Source organism: Nitrospirota bacterium (assembly GCA_037386965.1).
In the GTDB taxonomy this organism is placed as follows: Bacteria; Nitrospirota; Thermodesulfovibrionia; order Thermodesulfovibrionales; family JdFR-86; genus JARRLN01.
In genome coordinates, this window is sequence record JARRLN010000004.1 from 43,960 (window position 1) to 64,884 (window position 20,925).

A 20,925-nucleotide genomic window follows, 5' to 3' on the forward strand; every position below is an offset into this window, starting at 1 on the left:
CCTGAGAGAGCATGCCCCGTAGCGGTACGGCGATACTGCCGCTTCACCACGGCAAAGCGCCCGCCTGGCTTTTCCGCCGGATGGCGGCCCTGTCGCGCGAAATCCTCACCCTGACGGTGGCGGAGTTTGGCGCGGACGCATTCCTTCGGATGCTCTCGGACCCCTGGTGGTTTCAGGCCCTGGGCTCGGTGCTGGGCTTCGACTGGCACAGCAGCGGGCTGACTACGACGGTGACCGGCGCCCTCAAGGAAGGCATCAGGGGGCTGGAGGGGGAGTTGGGCGTGCACTTCGCCGGCGGCAAGGGGGCTGCCTCGCGAAAGACCCCCGAGCACATCCTCCTGGCCGCCGAAAAGACCGGGACGGACCCCGCCGGACTGGTTCATGCAAGCAGGATGGCCGCCAAGGTGGATAACGCGGCCCTTCAGGACGGCTACCAGCTTTACCACCACGTGTTCGTCTTCACCACCCGGGGCTCCTGGGCGGTGATTCAGCAGGGCATGAACCCCCTGGACAGGACCGCCCGGCGGTACCACTGGCTCTCGGAGGGCCTCGAGGACTTCGTGGTGGAGCCCCACAGGGCGGTCTGCTCCGAGCAGCGGGGCGGAGCCGTCCTGAACATGACGGCCCGGGAGAGCCGGGCGGCCAGGGAGGCCGCGGCCCTGCTGGGCCGCGAGGAGCCGGAACGGCTCATCCGGGAGCTCACGATGCCCGCGCGGCATAACCTGGACCTCTCGGACCTCAGGCCCGAGCGCTTGCGAAGCACCTTCCTCAGGACATACGAGAACCAGCCCCAAACATTCCAGTCCCTCCTGGGCCTCCAGGGAGTGGGGCCCAAGACGGTGCGGGCCCTGGCTCTCCTCTCGGAGCTCCTCTTCGGGGCCCCCGCCAGTGTTCGGGACCCGGCACGCTTCAGCTTCGCCCACGGGGGCAAGGACGGCACCCCCTACCCGGTGGACAGGGAGACATACGACGGAACCATCGGCGTCATGAAGAAGGCCATCCGGTCGGCCAGGGTGGGAAACCGCGACAAGGTGGAAGCCTTCAAGAGACTGCATACCTATTTCGGGGAGGCGGCATGAATTATCAGATGGGCAGAGCGGGACGGGTTACGGTGGTGCGTTTTGACGACGGCGACGAGGTCCTGGGCAACATCGCCCGCATCGCCAGGACGGAAAACATCCGGGCCGCCGTCCTTTACCTGGTGGGCGGCATGCGCAGGGGGCGTTTCGTGGTGGGGCCCGAGACGGAGAACGAGCTTCCCCCCAGGCCCCTCTGGCGCGAGCTGGCCGAGAGCCACGAAGTGCTCGGCGTGGGGACGGTCTTCTGGCAGGGCGAGGAGCCCAGGGTGCACCTGCACGGGGCCTTCGGAAAGGGCGACCGGGTGCGGGTGGGCTGCCTGAGGGAGCAGACCGAGACTTTCCTCGTCCTTGAGGCCGTCATCATCGAGATAGAGGGTGTCACCGCGGTGCGCGAGATGGACCCCGCAACGGGGATGGCCCTGCTCAAGCTCTAGGGCGCCTTGGCCCCGGCGGGGTGCGGGCGAAGCGCGGCAGTATGCATGGTATGGGGGAGCGCACGGGGCGGAAGGAGCAGACATGGACGTGATGGCCGCTGTCAGAGGGAGGCGGAGCGTCCGGCGCTTTGAGGACCGCCCGGTGCCGAAAGCCCTGGAGGACAAGCTCGTCGAGGCCCTCCTCTGGGCCCCCAGCGCCGGAAACCTCCAGTCCCGGAAGTTCTACCTGGTGCGGAACAAGGACGTGAAAAAGCACCTGGCGGAGGCGGCCCTGGGGCAGAGCTTCATCGCCCGGGCGCCCCTGGTCGTGGTGGGCTGCACGGACGCCGGGATAGGCGCCCGGTACGGCGAGCGCGGAACCTTCCTGTACACCATACAGGACGTCGCGACGAGCATCATGTGCATGATGCTTGCGGCCCACGGGGAAGGGCTCGGCTCGGTCTGGGTGGGCGCCTTTCAGGAAGCCCGGGTGGCCCGTGTCCTGGGTCTCCCCGGCCACCTGCGGCCGGTGGCCGTCGTGCCGGTGGGCTATCCCGCCAGGGTCCCCGCGGCCCCGCCCAGGGTCTCGCGCGAAGAAGCGGTGGTGGAGATAGACTGACCGCCCGGAAGCAGGCCGCGGCACGGAACCCCGGAGAGGGGGCTCTCCCGCCGGCTCACCCGGAGGGCGGGCCTTCCTCGCCCTCCTGTTTCTTGAAGGGGGCCATGTGCCGGATGATCCTGCCCTCTATCATGTAGATGACCATCTCGGCGATGTTGGTGGCGTGGTCGCCCATGCGTTCGAGGTACTTCGAGATGTAGGTGATTTTCGTGGCCCGGTAGACGGTGGTGGGGTCGCGGCTCATGATGGCCGAGAGCTCCTCCACCACGGCCTCGTTGAGGTCGTCCATCTCGTCGTCCCGGAGGATGACGTCCATGGCCAGGCGCTTGTCGTGGTTGACGAAGGCGTCTATGGCGTCCTTGACCATGCGGCGGGCGATGTTCGCCATGGTGGGGACGTCGACGTAGGGCTTCAGGATGGGCTCCTGGTTCAACTCCAGGGCGCGCTCCGCTATGTTGACGGCGTTGTCCCCGATGCGCTCCAGGTCCGTGGTTATCTTCATGGCCGTGGTGATGGTCCTGAGGTCCGAGGCCACGGGCTGGATGAGGGCCAGGAGGCGGATGCACTCCTCGTCTATGTGGACGTCCACGGCGTTTATCTCGTGGTCGCCCGCGATGACCTCGCGGGCCATGTCGTCGTCCCTTTCCACCAGGGAGTGGACGGACTTCTTGATGGCCGTCTCCACCATCGCCGCCATCCGGACGAGCATGTCGCTCAGCCACTTGAGCTCGTTGCCCCGCATCACCATCAGCCGAATCTCCCCGTGATGTAATTCTCCGTGAGCTTCTCCCTCGGGTGGATGAAGAGCGCCTCCGTGTCGGTGTACTCGATGAGCTCCCCCAGGTACATGAAGGCGGTGAAATCCGAGACCCGGGCCGCCTCCTGCATGTTGTGGGTGACGATGACGATGGTGTAATCCCGCTTGAGCTCCACCATGAGCTCCTCTATCTTTCCCGTGGCCAGGGGGTCCAGGGCCGAGCAGGGCTCGTCCATGAGGAGAATCTCGGGCTCCACGGCTATGGCCCGCGCGATGCACAGGCGCTGCTGCTGTCCGCCCGAGAGCCCCAGGGCGCTTGCCCCGAGCCGGTCCTTCACCTCGTCCCAGAGGGCGGCGTCCCGGAGGCTCCGCTCCACGAGCTCGTCCAGGTCCTCGCGCCCCCGGACGCCCGCTATCCGGGGGCCGTAGGCGACGTTTTCGTAGATGGACTTGGGAAAGGGGTTCGAGCGCTGAAAGACCATGCCCACCCTCTTTCTGAGCTCGGCCACGTCCACCGAGGGGTCGTAGATGTCCCTGCCGCCTATCGTCACGGTCCCCTCGATGCGCACCCCGTCGACGAGGTCGTTCAGGCGGTTCAGGCAGCGAAGCAGGGTGGACTTCCCGCACCCGGAGGGACCGATGAAGGCCGTCACCCGGTTTGCGGCCATGTCCATGGAGATGTCCTTCAGGGTATGGCTCTCGCCGTAGTAGAGGTTCAGGTCCCTGACGGTGACGACGGGGTCCTGGATGACCTCCCCCTTCGGGGGGGCCGGCTCCGCCGAGACCCTTTTCCCTGTCCTCTCTTTGCTCTCTAAGGCCACGTGCCTCCTCAAAAGAAAACGCGCCGGGCGCCCCCTCCCATCAGAACGCCGACGCGGTGTACTTCTTCCTGAGCCTGTTGCGTATGGCGATTGCCGCGAGGTTCAGCACCACCACAATAAATAATAACAAAAATGTGGTGCTGTACACCATGGGCATGGCCGCCTCCACGTTGGGGGACTGAAAGCCCACGTCATAGATGTGAAACCCCAGGTGCATGAACTTCCGCTGGAGGTGCACGAAGGGGAACGTGTTGTCCACCGGAAGGGCGGGGGCGAGCTTCACCACGCCGGTAATCATGAGCGGGGCCACCTCGCCGGTTGCCCGGGCGATGGCCAGGACCATGCCCGTCAGGATGCCGGGGGCCGCGCTGGGGAGAACCACCTTCCAGATGGTCTCGAACTTGGTGGCCCCCAGGGCCAGGGAGCCGTGCCTGAGCTCCTGTCCCACGGCGGCCAGCCCCTCCTCGGTGGAGACGATGACCACAGGCAGTGTGAGGAGGGCCAGGGTGAGGGAGGCCCAGAGGATGCCCCCCGTGCCGAAGGTGGGCGTGGGCAGCGAGTCGGCGAAAAACAGGCGGTCGATGGTCCCGCCCACCCCGTAGATGAAAAACCCCAGGCCGAACACCCCGAAGACGATGGAGGGCACCCCCGCCAGGTTGTTCACGCAGATGCGGACCACCCGCACCACCGCGCCCTGCCTGGCGTACTCCCGGAGGTACAGGGCGGCCAGCACCCCCAGGGGCATCACGGCAACGGTCATCAGAAGCACCAGCATCACCGTCCCGAATATGGCGGGGAAGACGCCCCCCTCGGTGTTGGACTCCCGGGGGTCGGCCGAAAGGAACTCCCAGAGCCTGGCGGCGTAAAGGCCGAGCTTCCCGCCCACGCCCATGGTGTTGGGCTTGTACGCCCGGACCACGTCGCCGAGGGGAAGCTCCTTCGTGCGCCCGTCGATGCTCTCGAGGACCACGGTGTGCTTCTTGAGCGTCCGGTAAAGCTCATCCAGGCGTCCTTCAAGCTCCCCGTAGCGGCGCTGAAGCTCCTGCATCCGCCCCTCCAGGGGGGCCAGGGCCTCCCGGCCGCCTTCGGCTCCGCCCGACCGCGCCTTGCGCATCCGGAGCTTGAGCCTCTTCATCCGATGGTTGATGTCCCCTATCCGGTCCTTCTCTATGTGGCGAATCCGCTCGCGGAGCTTCCGGGCCTCGGGCAGAAGGGAAAGGAAAAGCCGGTACGATTCCCTCTCGCCTCTTGCCAGGACGACGTCGCCCATCCGCACCTCCCGGACGAACCCGAAAAAGTCTCCCCATTCCTGCCTCTGCAGGACCACGGCCTCGGGAGGACGGCTCCGGGAGACGATGTCGGCCTCTTTGACCCAGGTGAAGTCCAGCCCGTAGAGGTCCCTGTTGGCGATTTTCAACTGCACCCTGTACCCCTCCGATACGTCCTCTCCCTCACCAAACGCCGGTATTTTTTCCCTGTCGGTCACCATGCCCAGGAGCTGGCGGCCGTCGGTGAGGGTGAGGGCCACCAGGTCGGACGTCCAGAAAGAGCCCAGGGCCTTGGAGGCGATGAGGTAGAGGAGCCCGCCCACCATCATGAGGCTCACCACCAGGGTGCCGCCCGTCAGCCAGACGAAGGGAGAGCCGCTGGCCCAGTAGTTTTTCAGCCGCCGCCTATAGCTTCCCATACTTTTCCCTCAGCCTGGTGCGGACGACCTCGGCCACCGTGTTGACGATAAACGTGAGCGCGAAGAGAAGGAGCGCGGCCAGGAAAAGCACCCTGTAGAGGGTGGCTCCATGGGGGGCCTCGGGTATCTCCACGGCGATGTTGGCCGAGAGGGCCCGGAAACCGTTGAAGATGTTCCAATCCATGATGGGAGTGTTTCCCGTGGCCATGAGGACTATCATGGTCTCTCCCACGCCCCGCCCCAGGCCGATCATCATGGCCGAGAAGATTCCGGCGCTCGCCGTGGGGAGCACCACGCGCACCGCCGTCTGCCACCTGGTGGCCCCCAGGGCCAGGGAGCCCGAGATGAGGTGCCGGGGCACGTTGGAGAGGGCATCCTCGGAAATGGTGAAGATGATGGGGATGATGGCAAACCCCATGACAAACCCCACCACCAGGGAGTTTCTCTGGTCGAAGCCCAGCCCGAGGGAATTATAGAGCCAGGCGCGGAAGTCCCCGCCGAGGAAGAAGCTCTCCACGGGCCCGTTGAGCTTGAGGCAGATATAGACCCCTAGGGCGTAGACCGGCACGAGAAGGAGCACTTCCGTCCCCTCCCTGAACCACTTTCTCACCCCCTGGGGGAGGCGGTTCCAGAGAAAGAGGGAGACGAGGGTGAGCACCGCAAGCACGGGGGGGATGAGGAAGACCGCCGGGACCTTGTCCTCGATGTAGGGGGCGAGCCACAGGCCCCCCAGGAAACCGAGCACCACGCTCGGAAGCGCGGCCATAATCTCCACCACGGGCTTGACGTAGCTCCTCACCACCGGGTGCATGAACTGCGAGGCGCTGAGCGCCCCCATGATGGCCATCGGGATGGCGAAGACCAGGGCGTAGAGGGTCCCCTTGAACGTGCCGAACACGATGGGGGTGAGGCTCAACTTGGGCTCGAAGTCGTCCCCGTACCCGGTGGACTGCCAGACGTATGCGGGCTTGTTGTACCCCTCGTACCAGACCTTCCCGAAAAGCGTCTTGAGGGTGACCTCGGGGTACTTGTTCTGGATGTCCCAGTCGTAGAGTTTTCCCCGGTTATCCAGGGCCACGGCCCCGTCGCCCTTGGGCGCGAAGGCCATCAGGCGTATGGGGGCCTCGCCCCGGAGGGTGAGGAGCTTCCGCTCGGTGGTGGCGTGCTGAAGATATATCGTCCCCCTCTGGTCGGCGCTCAGGAAGCTCCGGTTCCGGACGCTTGCGGCGAACCGGCGCACGGGCGCCCCGTGGCGGGCCATCCGGTGGGCGCGCACCAGGCCCCTGCCGGTGGGCGAGTCCGGCTGCTCCACCTGAAACCAGACCGAGACGTTGCCCTCCTCGTCCCCCACGAGCAGGGAGCGCTCCCCCACCAGAAACCCCAGGGAGGAAACGGCCGCCCCGCCCTCTCCGGCGTCATGGACGGCAACAAGCACGGGCTCCTGCCCGGGGGAAAGGCTCCAATGAAAGAGCTTTCCGTCCGCGGTGCCCGCATAGAGGTTCTCCAGATACGTATCCAGGGCCACCGAGACCGGAACGCTCCCGCCGAGGTCCCCGGTGAGGTCGAACCTTCTCCGGCTCACCTCGCCCTCGCCGAAAAGGGTCTGCTCCACCTCCTCGGAGACCAGGAGAAGCTCTCCGGTCTCCGTGAGGGCGGCCACCGCCCGGGACCCTCCGTCGGGGAGGGCCTTGTAGGTGGCCGCCTTGAGGGGAAGGTTCGTGACGCTCATCAAATCGCCCTCCCTCACGTGGGGGATGAGGGTGCGCTCGAGCTCCTCGCCGAAGCGGACGTCGAACTCCACCCATACGGGCAGGACGTGGCCGTCCGCCGTTGCCAGGGTGTAGAAGGAACTGTCCGGGGAGCCCCTGGCCGCGGTCACCCGCCTGCCCTGGAGGGCCTCGAGGGTCACCTCCTTGAGCGCCTGTCCCGTGTCGATGGAGAAAAACCGGACCACCCCGTCCCGGGTGATAACATAGGCCACCTCCCGCAGCTCCTCCACCCCCAGGGCCACCGGGGCGGCCTCCGGGGCGGGCCCGCCCGGGGCGGCGGAGGCCAGGAGGCCTTCGCCCGAGAGGGGATAGGAGGCCCTCAGCGAAGACCGGGCTCCCCGGGCGAGGGGAAAGGTTTCGGCGGAGATGAAATACAGGATGGCCAGGATGCTGGCGATGATGACAACACCGCCCACGGTGATGACCACCCGGGCAGTGCCGTCAAACAACCTCCGCCGGCGGAGGGCCGACCGGGTGAAGCCCCTGTTCAGGCGCCCGTTCTTTCCCTCCGGCGACAGAAGCTCCATAAGACCCTAGAGGACCTTCTTCCGCATCTTCTTGACGACGCTTGCCGGAAGGGGCTGATACCCGGACTTGACGACAAGCTGCTGGCCCTCCCGGGAAAGGATGAACGAGACAAACTCCCGCACCAGAGGGTCCAGGGGCCGGTTGGGCGGACGGTTGATGTAGACGTAGAGGAACCTCCCCAGGGGGTACCGCCCGCTCAGAAGGTTCTCGGCCGAGGGCTCCATGAAGCTGGTGCTCCCCTTCTTGGCCAGGGGGACCGTCCGCACGCCGGAGGTAATGTAGCCGATGCCGCTGTAGCCGATGCCGTAGCGGTCCTCGGTCACGCCCTGCACGACGCTGGCCGAGCCGGGCTGCTCCTTCACCTCGTCCCTGTAGTCGCCCTTGCACAGGGCGTGCTCCTTGAAGAAGGCGTACGTGCCAGACGCGGAGTTCCTCCCGTAGAGGCTTATAGGGTGGTTCTTCCAGTCCCCGGTGAGGCCGAGGTCTCCCCAGGTCTCGACCCTCTTGCGGGCCCCGCACTTGCGGGTCTTGGAGAAGATGGCGTCCAGCTGCTCGATGGTGAGGCCCTTGACGGGGTTGTCCTTGTTGACGTAGACGGCCAGGGCGTCCAGGGACGTGGCCACCTGGGTGGGCTTGTAGCCGAATTTTTTCTGGAAGGCGTCCACCTCGGAGCTCTTCATCTGCCGGGACATGGGCCCGATCTGGGCCGTCGCCTCGATAAGGGCGGGCGGTGCGGTGCTGGAGCCCTTCCCCTCTATCTGGCACCGCACGCTGGGGTAGAACCTGGCAAACCCCTCGCACCAGAGGGCCATCAGGTTGTTCATGGTGTCGGAGCCCACGGCGTTGAGGCTCCCGGAGACCCCGCTTACCTTCTGGTAGGCGGGTATCGCGGTGTCCACATTCCCGGCATAAGCACCGGCCGAAAAGACGGCCAGCACCAAAGCCACGGCCAAAAACATGTGCTTCTTCATTCAGAAAACCTCCTGCTTCGAATTTTAAGCCTCGATTGTTACAGAAACGTTACAAACCCGTGATGATTCCGTTACGAGGGGCAACCCCCAACCGCTGCTCGTGCTTCCCATTATAAGCTTCCGGTGTTACAGGACTGTGACAGCCTCATGAAGGTTCCGTGAACCCTCCACAGCCGTCGAAGCCCGGCCCTGCCCCTCGGCGTTCCTGCAAACAGGGCACTTGGCCGGGCTTTGCAGGCAGACCATGCGCTCGTAGGACGGCACGACGGGGAGGCCCCGCCCGCAGCCGTCCCTCTTTCCCTCGAAGTAAGGACACGTCGGGCTTTCTCTTTCGATGTTCATGAAGACAGAGTACCGGACGGATGTGACGGGATTATGACGGGGTGGTGAAAATTCGGTGAAAGCTACGCCGTGGCGTCTTCGGCCCTGAGAAGGACGGTCACGGTGGTGCCGTGGCCCACCTGGCTTCGGAAGGCCATCTCCCAGCCGTGGGCCTTCACCAGGTGCTTGACGATGGCCAGCCCCAGGCCCGTGCCCCCGAGCTTCCGGGAGCGGGAGGGGTCCACGCGGTAGAAGCGCTCCCCCAGGCGGCGTATGTGCTGGGGGGCGACGCCGATGCCGGTGTCCTCTACGGCGATAAAGGGGCGTCCGTCCCCGGCCAGGCCGGCCCTGACGGTGACCCCTCCCCGGTCGGTGAACTTTATGGCGTTGTCCACCAGGTTCGTCAGTATCTGGATGAGCCGGTCCCGGTCGGCCCGCACCTGCCGGGCCCCCTCCGCGACGGACTGCGCGAGCGAAAGCCCCTTGTCCTTTGCCCGCCCGGCCAGGTTCTCCAGGACGTGCTCCAGAACGTCGCCGAGGTCCACGGGGCGCTTCTGCACCTTGATGACGCCCAGCTCTATCTTCGATATGGTCATGAGGTCGTCCACCAGGGTGTTGATGCGTTCGCTGTTGGAGGAGATGATGCCCAGGAACTTCCGGGCGTTCTCCTCGTCCTCCAGGGCCCCCATGAGGAGGGTGTCGGCAAAGCCCTTGATGGAGGCGATGGGGGTCTTCAGCTCGTGCGAGAGGTTTGCGACGAAGTCCTTCCTGACCTGCTCGAGCTTCTTTATCTGGGTGATGTCGTGGAAGATGGCCACCAGGCCCGGGGGCTCCTCCTCATCGTAGAGCAGGGGGGAGACCTTGACGGTCACGTACTTTTCCTCCGGGTAATCCAGCGTGAACTCCAGGTCCTCGGTGGCCCTGCTCCGGCGCACGCGGTCCAGCATGGCGAAGAACTCGGGGCTCCGCACGACCTCCGCAAGGGGCCTTTGCGCCACGGGAGAGACGCCGAAGAAGTTCCGGGAGGCCGCCGAGGACATGACGATGTCGTCCTCGGGGCTCACGATGAGGAGGGCGTCGGGGATGCTCCGGAGGATGACGTTCAGCCGCTCGTACTCCTCCTTGCCCTGGGCAATGGTCTCCCGGAGGCGTCCGGCCATGGTGTTGAGGTTCTCGGCTATCTCGCCGAAGTCGCCGCCCTCTTTCAGCGTGAGCCGCCGCTCCAGGTTCCCCCGGGCGAGGGCCCGGGTAAACCGGGTTACGTCCCTCACCAGGCGCTGCAGCCGCCCGGTCTGCACGATGGAGACCCCCCCGGTCACGAGGAACACCAGGGCGAAGGCGATGAGGAGTTTCATCCTGAGCCTGTTGACCGACGCGTTTACCTCCCGAAGCGGCACGGAGAGGCGGATGAAGCCGAGGGTCCGGCCGGCTTCTTCCACGCGGAGGGCCGAGAAAAGGGCCTCTTGCCCGTCCACAGAGGTGCGCACCGCATACCCCGAGCCCGCAAACAGGGCCTCCTTCAGCTCGGGGTCCGTAAGCACCTTCCGCCCGCGGACCCCCCGGTCCGAATCGGCCAGGATGGTGCCGTCCGGGGCGATGATGCTCAGCCGGGCGCCGGTCTTCTCATGCACCATCCGGACCAGCCGCTCCCGGTCGGCCTCCGGCCCGAAGGGCTCCAGGCTCGCCGCCAGGGAGGCGTGCATCCGGAGGGTCTGGGCCAGCTCCTCTATGCGGGTTTCCCTGACCACATGCGTGACGTAGACCAGGGCGACCAGGAGGCCCAGGACGAGGACCAGCGCATAGACGTTGAAAATCCTGCTGAAGACCCCCTTCCTCACGGGCCCGCCTCGAAGTAATACCCGATTCCCCTCCGGGTCTTTACGTACCGGGGGTCCGAGGGGTCGTCCTCGATATGGGCCCGGAGACGCCGCACATGGACGTCCACGGTGCGGGGCTCCACGTAGCCCTCGTCCTTCCAGACGGCGTCCAGGAGCTGCTGGCGGGTGAAGACCCTGCCGGGGCGCTCGGCCATGTACGAAAGAAGACGGAACTCCGTGGCGCTCAGGTCCACGGGCTTTCCCTTCTTGGTCACCCGGTAGGTCTCCCTGTTGATGGTGAGGTCTCCGGCCACCAGGGTCGCCTCCCCGCCGGGGACCTTCTCGCCCGCGCGCCTCAGGACCGCCTTCACCCGGGCCACCAGCTCCCGGGGGCTGAAGGGCTTGGTCACGTAGTCGTCGGCCCCGAGCTCCAGGCCCAGGACACGGTCGACCTCCTCGGTGCGGGCCGTCAGCATGATGACCGGCAGGGAGCGGGTGGCCTCGCCGCCCCGGAGGATGCGGCAGAGCTCCGTGCCCTGGATGCCCGGGAGCATGATGTCCAGGACCACCAGGTCGTATCCGCCGGCCCTGAGCATCCGGAGGGCGTCCTCGCCGTTTGAGGCCGAAGAGACCTCGAAGCCCTCCTTCCGGAGGTTATAGGCGATGAGCTCCACCAGGTCGGGCTCGTCGTCCACGACCAGTATCTTGGCCTTTGGAGACACGTTGTTCTTATAACACTTTTCTCCGGGGGATTCAATCCGGACGGGCCAGGGCGTCCAGGCGCTCCAGGGCCTCGCGCATGTCCGCGGGCACCGGGGCCGAGAACTCCACGCGCCCGCCGGTCGCCGGATGCCTGAAGCCCAGGAGCGCGGCATGGAGCATCTGCCGGGGGAAGAAGACCCTTTCCCCCCTGATGTCCAGGGACGTCTTCCGCCCGTAGACGCGGTCCCCCAGAACGGGATGGCCCACCGAGGCGAAATGCACCCGTATCTGGTGCGTCCTGCCCGTGGCCAGGCGGACCTCCAGGAGCGTGGCGAACCCGTAAGAGCGGAGGGCCCGCCAGGCAGTGCGCGCCTCCCTCCTCTGGCGGGACCGGGTGGACATCTTCTTCCGGTCCTTCTCGGAGCGCCCGATAGGCATGTCAATCTCTCCCTCCTCGCCCATGTCGCCGAGGACCAGGGCCCTGTAGCTCCGCGTGGTCTCCCGGCTCCGGAACTGCTCCACCAAGTCGTAATACGCCCGGCTGCTCCTGGCCACGACCATGACCCCGGAGGTATCCCTGTCCAGGCGGTGCACCACCCCGGGCCTGAGCGGCCCTCCCACAGGGGCCAGGCCGCCCACGCGATAAAGGAGGGCGTTCATGAGCGTTCCGGTGGGATGGCCCGCGGCGGGGTAGACCACGAGCCCCGGGGGCTTGTTGACGACCACCACGTCGTCGTCGGCAAAGAGGATTTCCACCGGGATGTCCTCGGGAACAAGCTCTTCCGGCGGGGGCGCGGGCACCGAGACCTCGATGCGGTCGCCCTCGCGGACCCTGTAGCTTGCCCGCACGGGCCGCCCGCCCACCAGAACGCCGCCCTCCTCGATGAGGTGCTTGATGCGGGAGCGGGTCAGCCCGTCCTTGCGCTCGGAAAGAAACCGGTCGATGCGCTCCCCCTCCTCTCCGGGGGCGACGACGAGGCGGGCCACCCTCAGATGTCCCTGTGAGCGACCTGCACGGTGAAAGGCCCGTCTTTCATGCGTGAGGCCATCTCCTCGGCCAGGGCGATGGAACGGTGGCGTCCTCCCGTGCAGCCGATGCCCACGGTGAGGTAGCTCTTGCCTTCCTTGCGGTACTGGGGGATGAGGTACTCCAGGAGGGCGCCGAGCCGGGTGAGGAACTCCTCCGTCTCGGGCTTCCCCAGGACGAAGTCGCGCACGGGCCCGTCCTTGCCGGTGAGGTCCTTGAGCTCGGGGACGAAGTGCGGGTTGGGCAGAAACCGCACGTCAAAGACCAGGTCCACGCTCTGGGGGACGCCGTACTTGAAACCGAAGCTGAGGAGGGTCACGTTCATCCCTCCGGCCGGGGCCCCCTCCGCGGCGTACAGGGACATGACGTGCCGGCGGAGCTGGTGCGGGGTGAAGGAGGAGGTGTCGATGACCGCGTCGGCCAGGTCCCTGAGGGGCTCCAGGAGCTCCTTCTCCCGGGAGATGGCCTCCGGGAGGCCGTCCATCTCGGGAGCCATGAGGGGATGGGGGCGGCGGGTCTCCTTGAATCGCCTGAGCAGGACGTCCTGGTCGGCCTCCAGAAAGACGATGCTCAGTGCGTATTTCTCTCGCAGGGCGGGGAGCCGGGAGGTAAGGACGTGGAGAAACTCCTTCCTCCTGATGTCGATGCCCACGGCGATGCGGGCGGCGTGGCCGTCCCCGCCGGTGATGGTGGCGGCAAAGGACTCGATGAGCTGCGGGGGAAGGTTGTCCACCGAGGTGTAGCCGCCGTCCTCGATGGCCCTCAAGGCCACTGTCTTGCCCGAACCGGAAAGCCCCGTTATGATGACGATGGTCGGCTTCACGCGAAAGCGCCCGGCACCCCCTCGGTCCCGGTCACTTGTGGACCGGCTCGATGAGCCCGAAATTGCCGTCGCCGCGCTTGTAGATGACGTTGACGTCCCCGCTTTCGGAGTTGGTGAAGACGAAGAAGCTCCTCTCCGCGCCGTCCAGCTCCAGGGCGGCCTCGTCCGGGGCCATGGGCTTGGTGGCGAACTGCCTGCGCTCTATGATGACGCCGGTCTCCGGGGGGGTTGCGGCCTGGACGGCGGCGGCCGCGCTGCTGGCCTCCACCCGCCCCACGTTCTCCGCCCGGCGGCGATCCTTGAGCTTCTCCTTCAATTTCTTGACCTGCTTGTCCAGCTTGTCGGAAACCTCGTCTATGGAGGAATAGAGCTCCTCGGTAACCCCCTCGGCCTGAAGGAGAATGCCGTTGGCCTTGATGAGGACCTCGGCCTTGTGCATGTATTTCTGGATGCTCAGAGTGACCACGGCCTCCGTAATGTTGGAGAGGTACCTCTCGAACTTCCCGATTTTTTCCTCGGCGTACTTTCTGAGGGCGGGCGTCACGTCCACGTTGCGTCCATTGACGACGATGTTCATAGGTCCCTCCTTCACCGTTAGTCCATCTTTTTTCTCATGTTCTGGGCAGCGATGTTCAGCTCGTCGCGGTACTTGGCCACGGTCCTCCGGGCAACGGAGATGTTCAGCTCCTTGAGCATGTCGGAGACCTTCTGGTCGCTCAGGGGCTTGCGGGGGTCCTCCTCGCCGATGATCTTGCGTATCATGTCCTTGACCGAGGTGGAGGAAACGCTGCCGGCTCCGTTGTCGCTGCGCACCCCGCTGGAGAAGAAGTAGCGGAAGCCGAAGAGGCCGTGGGTGCATGAAAGGTACTTGTTCGAGGTGGCGCGCGATATGGTGGACTCGTGCATGTCCAGGTCCTGGGCCACGTCCCTGAGGTTCAGGGGCTTCATCTGCGAGACTCCCTTGTCGAAGAAGTCCCGCTGAAACTTCAGGATGCTCTCCGTCACGCGGTAGATCGTCTTGTTCCGCTGGTCCAGGCTCTTCAGGAGCCAGACCGCCGAGCGGAGGCGCTCGTTCAGGTACTCCTTCTCCTCCCGGCTCAGGGTGTTCTTCTGCACCAGGAGCTTCCTGTAGTAGCTGTTTATCCGTATGTTGGGAATGCTGTCGTCGTTGAGGATGATGCGGAAGTCCTCCCCGTCGGGGACGACGAAGACGTCGGGCTTGATGTAGACGGGCTGGCCGCTGGAAAACCCCCTGCCGGGCTTGGGCTCGAGGCCCTCGATGACCTTGAGGGCGCCTCTTATCTCCTCCAGGGAGCAGCCGTACTCGGTTGCCAGGCGCTGGTAGCGCCGCTTCTCGATGTCCGGCAGGTTCTTGCGGATGAGGTTTTCCACCAGGGTGCCCTCCAGCTCCAGGGGCCTCAGCTGAAGGAGCAGGCACTCCTTCAGGTCGCGCGCCCCCACCCCCGGGGGGTCGAACGTCTGCACCAGCCGGACGGCCTTCTCCGCCGTCTCCGGCGGGCACTCGGCGAACCGGCCGACGTCCTCCGCGGAGGCCACCAGGTAGCCGTTTTCGTCGATGTTGCCGATGACCACCTCGGCCGCCGCCCTGACGTCCTCCGGGGCGGTGGAGAAGCGAACCTGCCAGTTCAGGTGATCGTACAGGTCGGTGCCCTGGCTGACGTACTGCTCCAGGGACTGCGTGGCCGCTGTGTCCACGTCGGGGGCGAAGTATCCCAGGTCGCGCCCGTCGTAGCTTCTGTTGTCGAAGTACTCGTCGGTGCTGCCGAAGCCCATGAGCCTCTCCAGGGGGGCCTCCGCATCCTCGGCCCCGGGGGCATAGGGCTCCTCCTCGGACACCTCGTTGCGGTCCTGCTCCGGCGGGGATTCTTCCGCGGCTTCTTCCAGGAAGGGGTTTTCGACCAGCTCGTTATTGAGCATCTGGGAGAGTTCGAGCTGGGGAAGCTGCAGAAGCTTGATGGCCTGCTGAAGCTGAGGGGTAAGTATCAGCTTCTGCATCATCTTGACTTCCAGCCTGTGCTCCAGAGCAGCCATTAGAGGCAGAACTCCTTTCCCAGATAGACGTCCTTTACCTTCGCGTTGGCCACCAGCCTTTCGGGGGAACCTTCGTCCAGTATCTCTCCCTCGCTCAGGATATACGCCCTGTCCGTTATGGAGAGTGTATCCCTCACGTTATGGTCCGTGATGAGAACGCCCAGTCCCCTTTCCCTAAGATATTCTAACATCTTTTTGAGCTCTATTATAGCGATGGGGTCTATCCCGGCGAAGGGCTCGTCAAAGAGGATGAACTTCGGTTCCGTGGCGATGGCCCGCGCTATTTCGGTGCGCCGGCGCTCCCCGCCGGAAAGGTACGCCCCCTGCCTCTCGGCGAACCTCCGGAGGTCGTACTCCTCAAGGAGCTCCTCGATGCGGGCCTCCACCTCCGCGTGGGGGAGCCCCTTGATTTCCAGCACGGCCCGCAGGTTGTCGCGCACCGAGAGCTTCCTGAAGATGGAAGGCTCCTGGGGCAGGTAGCTGATGCCCTTCAGGGCCCTGCGGTACATGGGCAGACGGCCTATCTCCTCCCCGTCCAGGGCGACGCTTCCCTCATCGGGGGCGACCATGCCGGTGACGATGTAAAACGTCGTGGTCTTCCCCGCGCCGTTGGGCCCCAGGAGACCCACGATCTCCCCCGAGGAGACCGCAACGCTCACGTCCGTGAGCACCCTGCGGCCGCCATAGGTCTTGGAGAGCCCGGAGGCCAGGAGGCGGTGCATCTCAGTCGTCCTCCGCGGGCGGGGCGTCCTTGCCCTCGAGGAAGACCCGGCTGTCCTGGACCACGAACCTGTCCTCGGCCATCATGTAGGTCATCCTGGTCCCCGTCACCACGCTCTGGCCTTCCACGGCGCGGGGGTTTCCGGTGAAGACGGCCGTCTGGTCCCGGGCGGTGTAGACCGCGTGCTCCGCGGTCACCACCTGCCCGCCCCGGATGAGCTTGACAGCGCCTTCCGCGTCGATTTTCCGGACGCCGCCGTCCTCGGCGTAGAAGACCGTCATCCGGTCGGCCATGAGGGTCATCTCCTCGCTCTTGGCCACCACGGAGCCCTCGAAGTGGGCCACCCCGGCCTTCTGGTCGGCCGAAAGGCTCTCGGCGGTAATCACGATGGGGCCCTTCCCCAGGGCCTCCCTCTGGGCGCCCCGGGCCGCCGGCGCAAGGAGCAGCAAGAGAAGCGGAAAAAGGAATACCGCCCTAAAAGAACTCGGCCCTGACGTCATGGAGCACCTTAACCGTATTTTCTCGGGCTTCCATTCCCCGCCCCGTCACCCGGAAGCTCCGGGCCGTAAGGAGGACGTCCTGGTCGGTCCGCACGGTGCCGGTCCGGGAATCCACGCGCACGGCGGGGGCGGTCACAACGAGGTCCCCGGTCTCGGCACGGACCTCGCCGGAGAGGGCGAGGTTGCCCGCGTCGAAATCGTAGACGCCCTCCCGGGCGGCGACCTTCATGCCGCGCTCCGGAAAGGTAAGCAGGACGCCCCGCATGCGGGCGGCGGCCCCGTCTTGGGCCAGGCGCACCCCCGCGGAAGACAGCCTCCAGCGGCTCTGGCCGTCCTCCCGGCTGACGATGGTCACATCCCGAAGGAACGAGCCGGTTGCCGCCCCGGCCTCATGCTCCTTCGGCCCCCCGGGGGCCAGCACGATGAGCACGGCCAACAAGGCGACACCGAAAAGAACGAGTGCAATCCTCACTAAGGCATTTTATCACAGGGGCCGGAGGGAGGGCTATCAAAAAATGTGCCACCCCTACCGGAGGCCTTCCCTGAGGGCCCGGAGCATGACGTCATGAGGAGGCTCCCGGCCTGTCCAGAGGGCCGAGGCCAGCACCCCCTGCCAGAGGAGCATCCCCAGGCCGTTGAACACCTCGCACCCCAGGCGGGCCGCCTCCCTCTGAAGGGGGGTCTCGACGTAGATGAGGTCTCCCACGACCTGCCCTTCCCGGGGAGAGAAAGGCAGGGGGTCCTCCCCGGGGTGAAGGCCGAGGGGGGTGGCGTTTATGACCATGTCGGCTCCGGGCAGGCTTTCCTCGAGCCTCTCGGGGACCGGCACCTCCACCCCCCGGACGTCCTTGAGGTCGGCCGCTAGGCGCTCGGCCTTGGGCCTGTCCAGGTCAAAGAGGGCGAGGGAGGCCGCCTCGACGCACAGGTAGTAGCTTATCGCCCGGGCCGCCCCTCCCGCCCCGACGACGAGGACCTTCTTCCCCGCGGGCTCTATGCCCTTTTCCCCGAGGCTCCGCATGAAGCCCCGCCCGTCGGTGTTGTGGCCCACGAGCTTTGCCCCCTGCTTGACCACCGTGTTGACCGCGCCGATGAAGGCCGCCTCGCTGTCTATGGTATCCAGAAAGGGCATGACGGCCTCCTTGTGCGGGACCGTGACGTTGAGCCCTTCAAGCTCCAGGGCCCGCACGCCCGCCACCGCGTCCCTCAACAGTGCGGGCGGCACGTCGAAGGCCACATAACAGTAATCCAGGCCCATCCGCTCGAAGGCCGCATTGTGCATCCCGGGCGAGAGGCTGTGGGCCACGGGGTGCCCGATGAGCGCCACCACCCTGGTCTTTCCGCTTATCGTCATGCGCAAACCCCCTTTATCAGTCCTTGCGGCGTGGATTCGACGACAACCACCTTCCTTTTCAGGGCCCGGGCCAGGTCCGGGACGGCGAGGTCGTCGAGAAAGATCTCATCGCCCTCCCGCAAAAGCACGTCCGGCAGGAGGAGGACGTCGAACCGCTCCCTCAAAGGGGAGGCCGCCGAGACGACGTCCCGGCCGGTCAGGAGGCCGGCCACCGTGACCGAGGGTCCGAAGAATGCGTTTTCTACCGGGAGGGCCTCCACCCGGTGGCCCTTTTTCCCGAGCCTTTCGACGAGCCTCCGGAGGAAGGGCTCAAAGGACGTCCCCGTCACGGCGAGAAAGCGCGGAGCCCCCCGCCGCGCACGAGGGATGCGGGCCTTCAGGGCCTCATCCAGAAACAGCGGCACCATGCCCACCCCGTTAGCAACCTGGGGGAGGTCGCCGTAGCCCTCCAGGGGCGGCAGCTCCCGCCCGGCCTTGATGTACAGCTCGTCGGCCCCGTGCACCAGGGGGTCTCCGAGTTCCCTTTTAAACCTTTTCCGGAGGTCCTCGACGATGCCCAGGGCGTCCCGCGCATCCCGGGCGGCCACGGGGCGGAGCTCCTTTTTCCTGTGGGCGGTAAGCCCCACGGGGACCACGGCCACCGAGAGCAAGGCGGGATAGAGGGAGGCCAGGTCGCGGAGGGTTCTCTCAAGGCCGGGGCCGTCGTTCAGGCCCGGGCAGAGGACGATCTGTGCGTGCATCCCGATGCGGTGCCGGGCGAAAAAGCGAAGCTCCTGCATCACGTCCGGGGCGTCAGGGTTTCCGAGGAGGGCGTTTCTCACCCGGGTGTCCGTGGAGTGGACCGATATGTAAAGCGGGCTCAACCTCTGCCGCACTATGCGCTCCTTGTCCCCGGCACCGAGGTTGGTAAGGGTGATGTAGTTGCCGTAGAGGAAGGACATGCGGTAGTCCTCGTCCCGCACGTAGAGGCTCCGCCTCAGGCCCCGGGGAAGCTGGGCCACGAAGCAGAAGACGCACTTGTTCCGGCAGGTGCGCACGGGGAAGGGGCGAAGCTCGATGCCCGGGTCGCCCTCCCCGCCCATCTCCAGGCGGACCGTCCTCTCCCTGCCACGGCGGGAGACGCACAGGGCGGGGGCCGGGCCGTCGGCGAGGAACATGACGTCGATGGCGTCTGCCACCGGCTCGCCGTCTATGGCCGTCAGGACGTCGCCGGGGCGGAGCCCCTCCCGGTGGGCCGGGCTTCCCGGCGCGACGGACTCTATGACTGCTCCCCTCTTACGCGGCAATCTTCATCCCCCTGTAAATGTAATGGAGCCCCGAGAGCACCGTGAGCGCAGCGGTCAGAGCGATGAGCACTCCCTCCACGGACGGCGCCGGGCCGTAGTTTATCTTTAAGAGTACATAAACCAGGAGGATAAATTGAAGCGCGATGGCGGCCTTTCCCGATATGGTGGGCTCCACCCTCGGGGTTCCTCCCGCGAGGGAAAGGGCCGCCGCCCCGGTCACCACCAAGGCGTCACGGCTCACCACGACGATGGCGAGCCAGGCGGGCAGATACCCCCGGTAGGCGAGGTAGAGGAAGGAGCTTACGAGCATGAGCTTGTCGGCCACGGGGTCCAGCACCCTGCCCAGGGTGGTCTTCTCCCCCAGCCGCCGGGCCGCCAGGCCGTCCAGCGCGTCGGTGGCCGCGGCAAGGGCGAACACATAAAGGGCGAGGTCGTACCGGGCGTACTCAAGCGCGGTGATGAAGGCCGGGACGAGGACGATGCGAAGGGCGGTGAGGGCGTTGGCGAGGGTGAGGGCTTCCACGGGCCGGGCCTTCAGGGAATGGCCAGCGGGATGCCGTCCTGCCGGAGGCTCACGCCGAGCCTCCCGTAACAGGCGCTCCGGGCTTCGCCCTCCATGGCGGCCTCAAGCGCCCGGGAGTGGCAGAGCTCCAGGGCGAAGCCCCACCGGGCGGCCTCCCGGCGGGCCGCCAGAACGCTCCTCATGGCCGCCCCCCCACGGCCTTCGAGAAACGCCAGCTCGGCCAGGGAGAGCCTCACGTAGACGAGCCCCCGGGGGTCCCTGGTCTTTTTGAAGAGTTTGCGGGCCTCAAGGAGATATTTCCGGGCGAGGGCGGCCCGGCCCACGGCCATATGGGTCTCGGCCAGGCTCCAGAGGGTGTAGGCGTAGCTCACCTTGTCGCCGATGCGTCGATAGAGGCGGACGGCGCGGCGGAAGTGCCCGAGGGCGCCGGCATGGTCTCCGAGCATCCTCAGGGCATTGCCGATGCCGCAGTGGGTGTAGGCCGTGCCGAAGGTGTCCCGGAGGTCGCGGAAAAGCTGGTTGGCCCTGCCGTAGAAACGCAGGGAGTCCCGGAACCTGCCCATCGCCCGGGACGTCCCTCCCATCCCCGCGAGGGCGTAGCCCACCCCGTGGGCGTCCCGGAGGCCCTGGAAGGCCCTCCGGGCTTCGCGGAACGCGGCCAGGGCAGCGGGGATGTCGCCTTTTATGCGGAGCGCGCCAGCCTGCGCCCAGAGGGTAAAGGCCGCCCCTTCCCCGTCTTCCGCGCTCCGGTAGCGGCGCTCCGCGGCGCGCAGGAGCCGCAGGGACTCCTTCCAGTGCCCCAGGGCCCTGAGCGCCAGGGCCCGCCCCACCTGGGCGTCCATGCGGGCCTCCTTCTCCCCGAGCACGGGGGCAAGCTCCATGGCCTCCCCGTAGCGAGCCGCGGCATCCTCGAAGTCGCCGGTCATGCGGGAGGTGTCCCCGAGGGCCATGAGGCAGCCGAGGCGGTCCTCGCCGTCAAGCCTCCGGAGGGCGGCCTTGTACAGGGTGCGGGCCTCGGCGTAGCGGGACTTCTCCCTCAGGGCCAGGGCCCGCTCCAGAACCTCATGCATCGCCCAGGTTCTCTCTGCTTTTGCGCACCACGGCCCCGTAGTCCTTCGCCCCGTAAAAGGCCGAGCCCATGACGAAGAGCTCCGCACC

General features: G+C 66.3%; 21 protein-coding genes. 3 read left to right on the plus strand and 18 right to left on the minus strand.

Going from position 1 to position 20,925, the window contains the following annotated elements; all coding sequences use genetic code 11:
* Positions 1-11: 11 nt before the first annotated feature.
* The 3 genes from P8Y39_01450 (at position 12) to P8Y39_01460 (ending at position 2,111) form a co-directional block, all read left to right on the plus strand.
* Positions 12-1,079, plus strand: coding sequence for a DUF763 domain-containing protein (locus P8Y39_01450; protein ID MEJ2191001.1), 1,068 nt, complete (start codon positions 12-14; stop codon positions 1,077-1,079).
* Positions 1,076-1,513 (plus strand): DUF296 domain-containing protein, encoded by a 438-nt coding sequence (locus P8Y39_01455; protein ID MEJ2191002.1) that lies wholly within the window; start codon positions 1,076-1,078, stop codon positions 1,511-1,513. Before P8Y39_01450 ends, P8Y39_01455 begins: the two co-directional genes overlap by 4 nt.
* A 91-nt stretch (positions 1,514-1,604) precedes the next feature.
* On the plus strand, positions 1,605-2,111 hold the full coding sequence (locus tag P8Y39_01460; protein ID MEJ2191003.1) for a nitroreductase family protein: 507 nt from the start codon (positions 1,605-1,607) through the stop codon (positions 2,109-2,111).
* Positions 2,112-2,166: 55 nt separating this feature from the next.
* Here P8Y39_01460 and phoU read toward each other — a convergent pair whose 3' ends face one another.
* From phoU to P8Y39_01550, 18 genes are all read right to left on the minus strand, one after another.
* The gene (gene phoU, locus P8Y39_01465) at positions 2,167-2,859 is read right to left on the minus strand and encodes a phosphate signaling complex protein PhoU (GenBank protein ID MEJ2191004.1); all 693 of its coding nucleotides are present in this window, start codon (positions 2,857-2,859) and stop codon (positions 2,167-2,169) included.
* Positions 2,859-3,617, minus strand: coding sequence for a phosphate ABC transporter ATP-binding protein PstB (pstB, locus tag P8Y39_01470; protein MEJ2191005.1), 759 nt, complete (start codon positions 3,615-3,617; stop codon positions 2,859-2,861). The genes phoU and pstB overlap by 1 nt, the downstream gene beginning before the upstream one ends.
* Positions 3,618-3,729: 112 nt before the next feature.
* Positions 3,730-5,376: a phosphate ABC transporter permease PstA gene (pstA, locus tag P8Y39_01475; GenBank protein MEJ2191006.1), complete on the minus strand. Its 1,647-nt coding sequence runs from the start codon at positions 5,374-5,376 to the stop codon at positions 3,730-3,732.
* Complete coding sequence (locus P8Y39_01480) at positions 5,363-7,672, minus strand: ABC transporter permease subunit (protein MEJ2191007.1); 2,310 nt, start codon at positions 7,670-7,672, stop codon at positions 5,363-5,365. The genes pstA and P8Y39_01480 overlap by 14 nt, the downstream gene beginning before the upstream one ends.
* 6 nt (positions 7,673-7,678) lie before the next feature.
* Positions 7,679-8,632, minus strand: coding sequence for a phosphate ABC transporter substrate-binding protein (locus tag P8Y39_01485; protein MEJ2191008.1), 954 nt, complete (start codon positions 8,630-8,632; stop codon positions 7,679-7,681).
* Positions 8,633-9,048: 416 nt separating this feature from the next.
* Entirely contained in the window at positions 9,049-10,803 is a 1,755-nt protein-coding gene (locus tag P8Y39_01490) for an ATP-binding protein (GenBank protein MEJ2191009.1), read from the minus strand.
* Complete coding sequence (locus tag P8Y39_01495) at positions 10,800-11,504, minus strand: response regulator (GenBank protein ID MEJ2191010.1); 705 nt, start codon at positions 11,502-11,504, stop codon at positions 10,800-10,802. Before P8Y39_01495 ends, P8Y39_01490 begins: the two co-directional genes overlap by 4 nt.
* Before the next feature lie 31 nt (positions 11,505-11,535).
* Positions 11,536-12,471 carry an RluA family pseudouridine synthase gene (locus tag P8Y39_01500; GenBank protein ID MEJ2191011.1) on the minus strand — a complete coding sequence of 312 codons (936 nt, stop codon included), beginning with the start codon at positions 12,469-12,471 and terminating at the stop codon, positions 11,536-11,538.
* Between the two features lie 2 nt (positions 12,472-12,473).
* The gene (gene rapZ, locus P8Y39_01505) at positions 12,474-13,334 is read right to left on the minus strand and encodes an RNase adapter RapZ (protein MEJ2191012.1); all 861 of its coding nucleotides are present in this window, start codon (positions 13,332-13,334) and stop codon (positions 12,474-12,476) included.
* Positions 13,335-13,365: 31 nt separating this feature from the next.
* The gene (gene raiA / locus P8Y39_01510; GenBank protein ID MEJ2191013.1) at positions 13,366-13,911 is read right to left on the minus strand and encodes a ribosome-associated translation inhibitor RaiA; all 546 of its coding nucleotides are present in this window, start codon (positions 13,909-13,911) and stop codon (positions 13,366-13,368) included.
* A gap of 17 nt (positions 13,912-13,928) precedes the next feature.
* The gene (gene rpoN / locus P8Y39_01515; protein MEJ2191014.1) at positions 13,929-15,386 is read right to left on the minus strand and encodes an RNA polymerase factor sigma-54; all 1,458 of its coding nucleotides are present in this window, start codon (positions 15,384-15,386) and stop codon (positions 13,929-13,931) included.
* On the minus strand, positions 15,386-16,108 hold the full coding sequence (lptB, locus tag P8Y39_01520) for an LPS export ABC transporter ATP-binding protein (protein MEJ2191015.1): 723 nt from the start codon (positions 16,106-16,108) through the stop codon (positions 15,386-15,388). The genes rpoN and lptB overlap by 1 nt, the downstream gene beginning before the upstream one ends.
* Before the next feature lies 1 nt (position 16,109).
* Positions 16,110-16,556: an LptA/OstA family protein gene (locus P8Y39_01525; protein MEJ2191016.1), complete on the minus strand. Its 447-nt coding sequence runs from the start codon at positions 16,554-16,556 to the stop codon at positions 16,110-16,112.
* A gap of 25 nt (positions 16,557-16,581) precedes the next feature.
* Positions 16,582-17,079 carry an LPS export ABC transporter periplasmic protein LptC gene (lptC, locus tag P8Y39_01530; GenBank protein MEJ2191017.1) on the minus strand — a complete coding sequence of 166 codons (498 nt, stop codon included), beginning with the start codon at positions 17,077-17,079 and terminating at the stop codon, positions 16,582-16,584.
* A gap of 54 nt (positions 17,080-17,133) precedes the next feature.
* The gene (locus P8Y39_01535; GenBank protein MEJ2191018.1) at positions 17,134-17,958 is read right to left on the minus strand and encodes a shikimate dehydrogenase; all 825 of its coding nucleotides are present in this window, start codon (positions 17,956-17,958) and stop codon (positions 17,134-17,136) included.
* Positions 17,955-19,244, minus strand: a complete 1,290-nt coding sequence (locus P8Y39_01540; GenBank protein ID MEJ2191019.1) for a DUF512 domain-containing protein — start codon at positions 19,242-19,244, stop codon at positions 17,955-17,957. Before P8Y39_01540 ends, P8Y39_01535 begins: the two co-directional genes overlap by 4 nt.
* Positions 19,234-19,767 carry a CDP-alcohol phosphatidyltransferase family protein gene (locus tag P8Y39_01545; GenBank protein MEJ2191020.1) on the minus strand — a complete coding sequence of 178 codons (534 nt, stop codon included), beginning with the start codon at positions 19,765-19,767 and terminating at the stop codon, positions 19,234-19,236. The genes P8Y39_01540 and P8Y39_01545 overlap by 11 nt, the downstream gene beginning before the upstream one ends.
* Positions 19,768-19,778: 11 nt before the next feature.
* The gene (locus tag P8Y39_01550) at positions 19,779-20,837 is read right to left on the minus strand and encodes a tetratricopeptide repeat protein (GenBank protein ID MEJ2191021.1); all 1,059 of its coding nucleotides are present in this window, start codon (positions 20,835-20,837) and stop codon (positions 19,779-19,781) included.
* Positions 20,838-20,925: the final 88 nt, after the last annotated feature.

Coding starts and splice junctions, on each gene's coding strand:
- P8Y39_01450 (MEJ2191001.1), top strand. CDS start 12: ATGCCCCGTAGCGGTACGGCGATACTGCCGCTTCACCACGGCAAAGCG.
- P8Y39_01455 (MEJ2191002.1), top strand. CDS start 1,076: ATGAATTATCAGATGGGCAGAGCGGGACGGGTTACGGTGGTGCGTTTT.
- P8Y39_01460 (MEJ2191003.1), top strand. CDS start 1,605: ATGGCCGCTGTCAGAGGGAGGCGGAGCGTCCGGCGCTTTGAGGACCGC.
- phoU (MEJ2191004.1), bottom strand. CDS start 2,859: ATGGTGATGCGGGGCAACGAGCTCAAGTGGCTGAGCGACATGCTCGTC.
- pstA (MEJ2191006.1), bottom strand. CDS start 5,376: ATGGGAAGCTATAGGCGGCGGCTGAAAAACTACTGGGCCAGCGGCTCT.
- P8Y39_01480 (MEJ2191007.1), bottom strand. CDS start 7,672: ATGGAGCTTCTGTCGCCGGAGGGAAAGAACGGGCGCCTGAACAGGGGC.
- P8Y39_01485 (MEJ2191008.1), bottom strand. CDS start 8,632: ATGTTTTTGGCCGTGGCTTTGGTGCTGGCCGTCTTTTCGGCCGGTGCT.
- raiA (MEJ2191013.1), bottom strand. CDS start 13,911: ATGAACATCGTCGTCAATGGACGCAACGTGGACGTGACGCCCGCCCTC.
- rpoN (MEJ2191014.1), bottom strand. CDS start 15,386: ATGGCTGCTCTGGAGCACAGGCTGGAAGTCAAGATGATGCAGAAGCTG.
- lptB (MEJ2191015.1), bottom strand. CDS start 16,108: ATGCACCGCCTCCTGGCCTCCGGGCTCTCCAAGACCTATGGCGGCCGC.
- P8Y39_01535 (MEJ2191018.1), bottom strand. CDS start 17,958: ATGACGATAAGCGGAAAGACCAGGGTGGTGGCGCTCATCGGGCACCCC.
- P8Y39_01550 (MEJ2191021.1), bottom strand. CDS start 20,837: ATGCATGAGGTTCTGGAGCGGGCCCTGGCCCTGAGGGAGAAGTCCCGC.